Genomic DNA, 4,937 nt, shown 5'->3' with positions numbered 1-4,937 from the left:
GCAAGGCATCGTAGGCAGGGTTGCCTACGGCATTCTGAGTCTTGGTGTACTTCTTGTTCAGCAGGGTGCGGATACCTCGCCAATCAACACAAGCATTGATTTGGCGGAGAAAGGAGTGCTTCATACGGTCGCGACGAACCTGAGTATATACTTGTAGGAAGCCGGGAGCCGGTTCGGTTGGTTTAGTTGCCATGTTGATACAGTTAATTATGTGTAAATATGCTATTTATCAGTGATATATACAACAAACACAACCCCTAAAAGACGAAAAGTGCCGTGCAATGGTCTCTTGATACGCTTAAAGACCGTCGTCGGAACTTCCCAGACGGGGCCTGAAGGCGTTGACGGCTCAGTATCGGCAGCAGATGATGCCTCTTCCTGACCGTAAAGTTCAAATCCCGTGGAACGAAGAGAATTTTTGAAAGCGGGCTTGGGTGTGAAAAGAATTTTGGCGGGGCGAATCATCGACACCTTGAAATCTTCCGGTTTTTCTACCGATTTGCTTCCGAAAGAAGGCCGAAAAGTTCCCAATTCTCCGCACTCGACCGAGAAACTGCGAGCCGTCAGACGTTCGATTACGACATGGAGCCGACTAAGCACGGCTTTCACATCGGCGACATCGACGGTAGAGCCGTCGGCAACCTCTTTAACAAAGTCTTCGAAACTGATTCTTCCCAGATTAACGGGTTGGGCAATGTAAACGGTTTTGCCCTTTTGCGAGCCGATATTGAGCTTGCGGGCGGCAATTTTGTACTTGAGTTTGGCCATAATTATACACGCTTATAATAAATACAATAAAATATACTGCAAAGGTATAAAATTCTCTTCGCGAAGAAAAAATATTTTGTTGGCGAAGTAATTTTATTTTCTTCGCCAACAAAATTTCAGTGCTTGGGGCGGGAAGAAAATTTACTTGTCCAAATCCAAACTCCAATCGATCTCATCGACAAACCAGCCTTCCTTTTGACCAAGTTCTGTAACATAATTCAAAAGCAGCTCTCTGTCAAGGTTAGGATTATTTTTTATGAATGCTTTGTTTTGCAATCCAATTTTCAACCACTCCAGAAAAGTCTTTCCTAACTCATACCTCTGCTCTATTTTATATTTTTCGAGGTACTCCTCGAGAATAACACAGAAATCTATTGTAAGATAATTGTCCGCCTTTGTGTAGCGCACGAATGATTTTCTGTTGTAATTCTGAGGTAAGCATCTAACGGCTATTCCGACGCTCACACTGTATTCTTGAAATTTACTATTAATCCTATTTTTAAGGATATGGCGTAGTTCTGAAACCAATTCACCAACTCTTGCGCCAGCGGTGTCTGACACTATTGAAAAATGCATATTGACGAATTTAATGATGGCATTTATTTCCAGGAGGTAAGAAACCTTTCCATGCTTCATACCCTTTTATCTTCATTCTCTCCAAAAGTAAAGTCATTTTCCTGCTAATATTGGTATGTAAAACTTTCATCTCCACTCCAATTTCTTCTAAAAATTTCTGTGTATAACGTTTGGAGGCATCCTTGGATGTTCCTATCTTCCATAAATCACCCTCTTTCAAAAACATTTCTCCCACAGGGTTCTTCTTCCCATACTCGAAGACAGGATACCAGCCATCTTCGAGGGCTACAAGAGCATACAGCTCGTCTAACCCCAATAGGTCAATTCTATTATTTATGTCAGACACATAGGCGTAAATATTGGGATTACCCCCTGCCAACCGAATCGGGTCTTGAGATATATAAGTCCCCGAACTTGGGTTGTAATACCTGAAACGGTTATAATACAGCCCTGTCTCCTCATCCTCGTACTACCCCTGATACCTGAACGGACAATCGCTCAAAGAACGCCCAGCAAAGTTGCATTTTATTTTTGAAATAAAAAGAAAGACAAGGAAAATTCCCCTGCTTTTACGCTTTTGCTTTAAAATTTATAGCTGTTTATCTGCTTATTATAAACATAACTCCAAATCTAAAGCATTATCAATTATCTTACAAATGCAATTTCTCCCGTTCCTATTTCTATGACTTTGTAATCAATTCCTCTTATTTTCAATCCACAACCATGCTCTACATCAAATTCTGTCCTAAATTCTAAGCCATATAATTCATTCTCATCTTGTTCAAATAGAATGAAAATATTCATCAATTGTAAGTCTTTACTTTTTGCCTCAATGGCATAAATTTGTTCAGCTCGTTTTACAACACTTTTAACAGCCTCATTATACCAATTTGGAAGATTGTTTATAAAATTTGCAATCTTATTTTTATATTCCTCTGTCAATTCTTCTTCTGATGCTGACAAACTGTCGGAAAGAGAAATGCAAATTTCTGTGCTTAGTTCATCCGAGAAAATGTACATTTCTAGATTTTCATCAAAAATAATTTCATTAGATTTCATAATTCTGTTTTTTTATCAATGACTATTCAGTTTTTTCGCTTTCTCTTTAGCATCGGCACTTCCGTATTTAGTACCTGTTGCATCTTCAAACTCCTTTACAGAACCTTGATGAGGCAGTGATGCTTCATGATCGGAAGTTCTCACTAATTGCATGATCGCTGTATTTGTCTTAGGGTCATAGGTAGCATGATGCCATGTAACATCTCCATACATTTGTCTATGCGCATCAATAGTTGGATTACCTCTTACCCCATTAAGACCAGCTTCTGCATTGGCTGCTTTAAAGTCTAATTTTCTATCGCCCTGCATTTGGATTGTGACTTGTGTAATCACTTTATCTTTAGGGAAAACAACATTTTCATACAATCCCAGTATATCAAGTCCATACATTGGAGTCATGTACATAATTATATAACCGCATTCCACCCGCCAACCCGATCGGATCTTGACTGATATAGATTCCGCTATCAGGCGAATAATACCTAAACCGATTGTAATACAGCCCTGTCTCCTCATCCTCGTACTGCCCCTGATACCTGAACGGACAATCGCTCAAAGAACGCCCGGCAAAGTTACGAACAGAGCCATATATATCCAATTCTGCCGACCACGTTTTTTTTCCATCGGAGGTATACATTTCGGTCGGTGTACCTAAATAATCCGTTATGATGCTGTAGCTCTCTCCATTTTGAAGTTTAGCGCAAGGAACGAAGCTACCTTCTTCAAATAACCATGTCGTTACGTCGGATTCCTCCGTCCACTCGTGTAGTGGTACGTTGCCGTCCCAAACCCAACGGGTCGTTTTGACTTTATATGTCTTCGAGATATGACACTTTTGTCACAACCTCATCTCAGGTATTATTGCAGGACGAACTGACATAATTTCATATTCCTCTAAAGAGAATATTTTTAGCACACCAACATTTCGTTTTGAATCAGAAAAAGGCAGAAGAAAATATCCCCGCCCTTGCATTTCTATATTCGATAACTAACTTGTTGTAGTATAATTACCAAATTTGAAGTACCATTCTATTAGATTACCGATATATTTTTCAATCCTATCTGTTCGATTCCTCTCAAATCCACGTTTTTACATTTTTCTAATAAGAAATTTTCAATACTCTTCATTTGTTCTACAGTTTCTTTTACGTGAACCAAAGAATTACAACTTTGAATAAATAGAGTTTTTAATCTATTACATTTTTCAAGTCCTTTTATAGAGGTAAAAGTTCCTCGTATGATACGTAAAAACTCCAAATTATCCGTTTGGCTTAGAAAAGATAAATCTTCGGATTCTACCCCTCCAATCACTAATCGTTTCAACGAATTTAAATTTTCCCAACCTGTAACCTTAGGATGATATCCAATATTGAGTATCTCAAGTTTTGAGAAATTAGACAGGTCAATAACATTAAACCCACATCTTAGATTTTTCAAATTCGATAAACAATACAAACCTTCAATATCTGATTTTGGGCTCAAAGGAACCAACCAATGAAAAGTCTCAATAAAACGTCTATTTTTTAAAAAACTAAAATCTACACACTTTTTTTTGTTGTCATTTATATCTCTACGGACGCAAACATCTTTAATGTTATTTTGCTGAGCATGATCAAGACCCTCTTCTAAATAGTCAAACAAAATCGTTATTCCTTTGAAAGGAGAAGATTCTCTATAATCTACTTTGTATTTTTCCATATCTAAAAAATTTAATGATGACTACCTTTTGCTTTTTGTCTGGCTTTTTGTCTGGCTTTTACGTCTGCGTCATAATCAGCTCGTAATTTTTTTGCTAATTCTGTTGCTTGATCCTGCAAATGTGGATTAGCATCCCATGTTGATTTTCCACTCATATGTCTATTTAAATAACCATCCGGAACTCCTCCTCTTCCCGGTTCAAATCCAGCGTCATACATTGCTTTATATTCAACCATTTTACCAAGGTCATTATTCCCTCCTGTACTTATATGTGCCTTTCCAATAAGTGTATTATCTCCACCCATTTTACTAACCTGAGTGCTTCTTGTTGAAATGGATTGATTCATCCTTCCTACTTCACCTTTTCCGATATACATATCACCACTTGCAAATCCAAACATATAAGCTCCACCTGTTCCTGATAGACCCAGAATATCAATCCAGCTATTGATGTCTTTTACATACCCATATAACTTCAGTCCTCCCAATAAACCTATCGGGTCTTGGGAGATATACATTCCCTCATCAGGAGAATAATACCGGAAACGGTTGTAATAAAGCCCTGTCTCCTCATCCTCATACTGTCCCTGATACCTGAACGGACAATCGCTCAAAGAACGCCCGGCAAAGTTACGAACAGAGCCATAAATATCCAATTCTACCGACCATGTTTTTTCTCCATTGGAGTTATACATTTCAGTCGGCGTACCTAAGTAGTCTGTAATAATGCTGTAGGACTTATCGCCAACTATCTTTGCCGCAGGTATGAATGTACCCTCCTCAAACAGCCACGTGGTTACATCGGATTCCTCCGTCCACTCGTGTAGAGGCACGTT

8 protein-coding genes and 1 pseudogene are annotated in these 4,937 nt (G+C 38.7%); all 9 read right to left on the bottom strand.

All coding sequences use genetic code 11. The features are described from left to right. A pseudogene (locus tag F452_RS12475) lies at window positions 1–193 on the bottom strand (IS5/IS1182 family transposase); the annotation flags it as partial. 29 nt (window positions 194–222) lie between these two features. Continuing rightward, window positions 223–768: an HU family DNA-binding protein gene (locus F452_RS11045; protein ID WP_018966118.1), complete on the bottom strand. Its 546-nt coding sequence runs from the start codon at window positions 766–768 to the stop codon at window positions 223–225. A gap of 141 nt (window positions 769–909) precedes the next feature. Next, entirely contained in the window at window positions 910–1,404 is a 495-nt protein-coding gene (locus F452_RS0110380) for a hypothetical protein (protein ID WP_018966117.1), read from the bottom strand. Beyond that, complete coding sequence (locus tag F452_RS13520) at window positions 1,355–1,792, bottom strand: RHS repeat-associated core domain-containing protein (protein WP_080637729.1); 438 nt, start codon at window positions 1,790–1,792, stop codon at window positions 1,355–1,357. Before F452_RS13520 ends, F452_RS0110380 begins: the two co-directional genes overlap by 50 nt. 197 nt (window positions 1,793–1,989) lie before the next feature. Then, the gene (locus F452_RS0110370; protein WP_018966115.1) at window positions 1,990–2,403 is read right to left on the bottom strand and encodes a hypothetical protein; all 414 of its coding nucleotides are present in this window, start codon (window positions 2,401–2,403) and stop codon (window positions 1,990–1,992) included. Window positions 2,404–2,418: 15 nt separating this feature from the next. Continuing rightward, a complete protein-coding gene (locus F452_RS13515; RefSeq protein ID WP_080734811.1) occupies window positions 2,419–2,808 on the bottom strand; it encodes an HNH endonuclease in 390 nt (129 codons plus the stop codon). Further along, on the bottom strand, window positions 2,780–3,040 hold the full coding sequence (locus tag F452_RS13510; RefSeq protein WP_080734812.1) for an RHS repeat-associated core domain-containing protein: 261 nt from the start codon (window positions 3,038–3,040) through the stop codon (window positions 2,780–2,782). The genes F452_RS13515 and F452_RS13510 overlap by 29 nt, the downstream gene beginning before the upstream one ends. Window positions 3,041–3,435: 395 nt before the next feature. Beyond that, window positions 3,436–4,101 carry a hypothetical protein gene (locus F452_RS0110360; RefSeq protein ID WP_018966114.1) on the bottom strand — a complete coding sequence of 222 codons (666 nt, stop codon included), beginning with the start codon at window positions 4,099–4,101 and terminating at the stop codon, window positions 3,436–3,438. 11 nt (window positions 4,102–4,112) lie between these two features. Beyond that, a partial coding sequence (locus F452_RS13095) for an RHS repeat domain-containing protein (RefSeq protein WP_316928571.1) occupies window positions 4,113–4,937 on the bottom strand: 825 nt, incomplete at its 5' end.

The sequence above is a fragment of the Porphyromonas gulae DSM 15663 genome, assembly GCF_000378065.1.
Taxonomy (GTDB): Bacteria; Bacteroidota; Bacteroidia; order Bacteroidales; family Porphyromonadaceae; genus Porphyromonas; species Porphyromonas gulae.
Note: the sequence above shows the minus strand (reverse complement) of the source record. Positions and strands in the feature narration are given on the sequence as shown.

Excerpts from the sequence above, each read along its gene's own strand:
- F452_RS11045 (WP_018966118.1), bottom strand. The coding sequence starts at position 768 with ATGGCCAAACTCAAGTACAAAATTGCCGCCCGCAAGCTCAATATCGGC.
- F452_RS0110380 (WP_018966117.1), bottom strand. The coding sequence starts at position 1,404 with ATGAAGCATGGAAAGGTTTCTTACCTCCTGGAAATAAATGCCATCATT.
- F452_RS0110370 (WP_018966115.1), bottom strand. The coding sequence starts at position 2,403 with ATGAAATCTAATGAAATTATTTTTGATGAAAATCTAGAAATGTACATT.
- F452_RS13515 (WP_080734811.1), bottom strand. The coding sequence starts at position 2,808 with ATGTACATGACTCCAATGTATGGACTTGATATACTGGGATTGTATGAA.
- F452_RS13510 (WP_080734812.1), bottom strand. The coding sequence starts at position 3,040 with ATGTATACCTCCGATGGAAAAAAAACGTGGTCGGCAGAATTGGATATA.
- F452_RS0110360 (WP_018966114.1), bottom strand. The coding sequence starts at position 4,101 with ATGGAAAAATACAAAGTAGATTATAGAGAATCTTCTCCTTTCAAAGGA.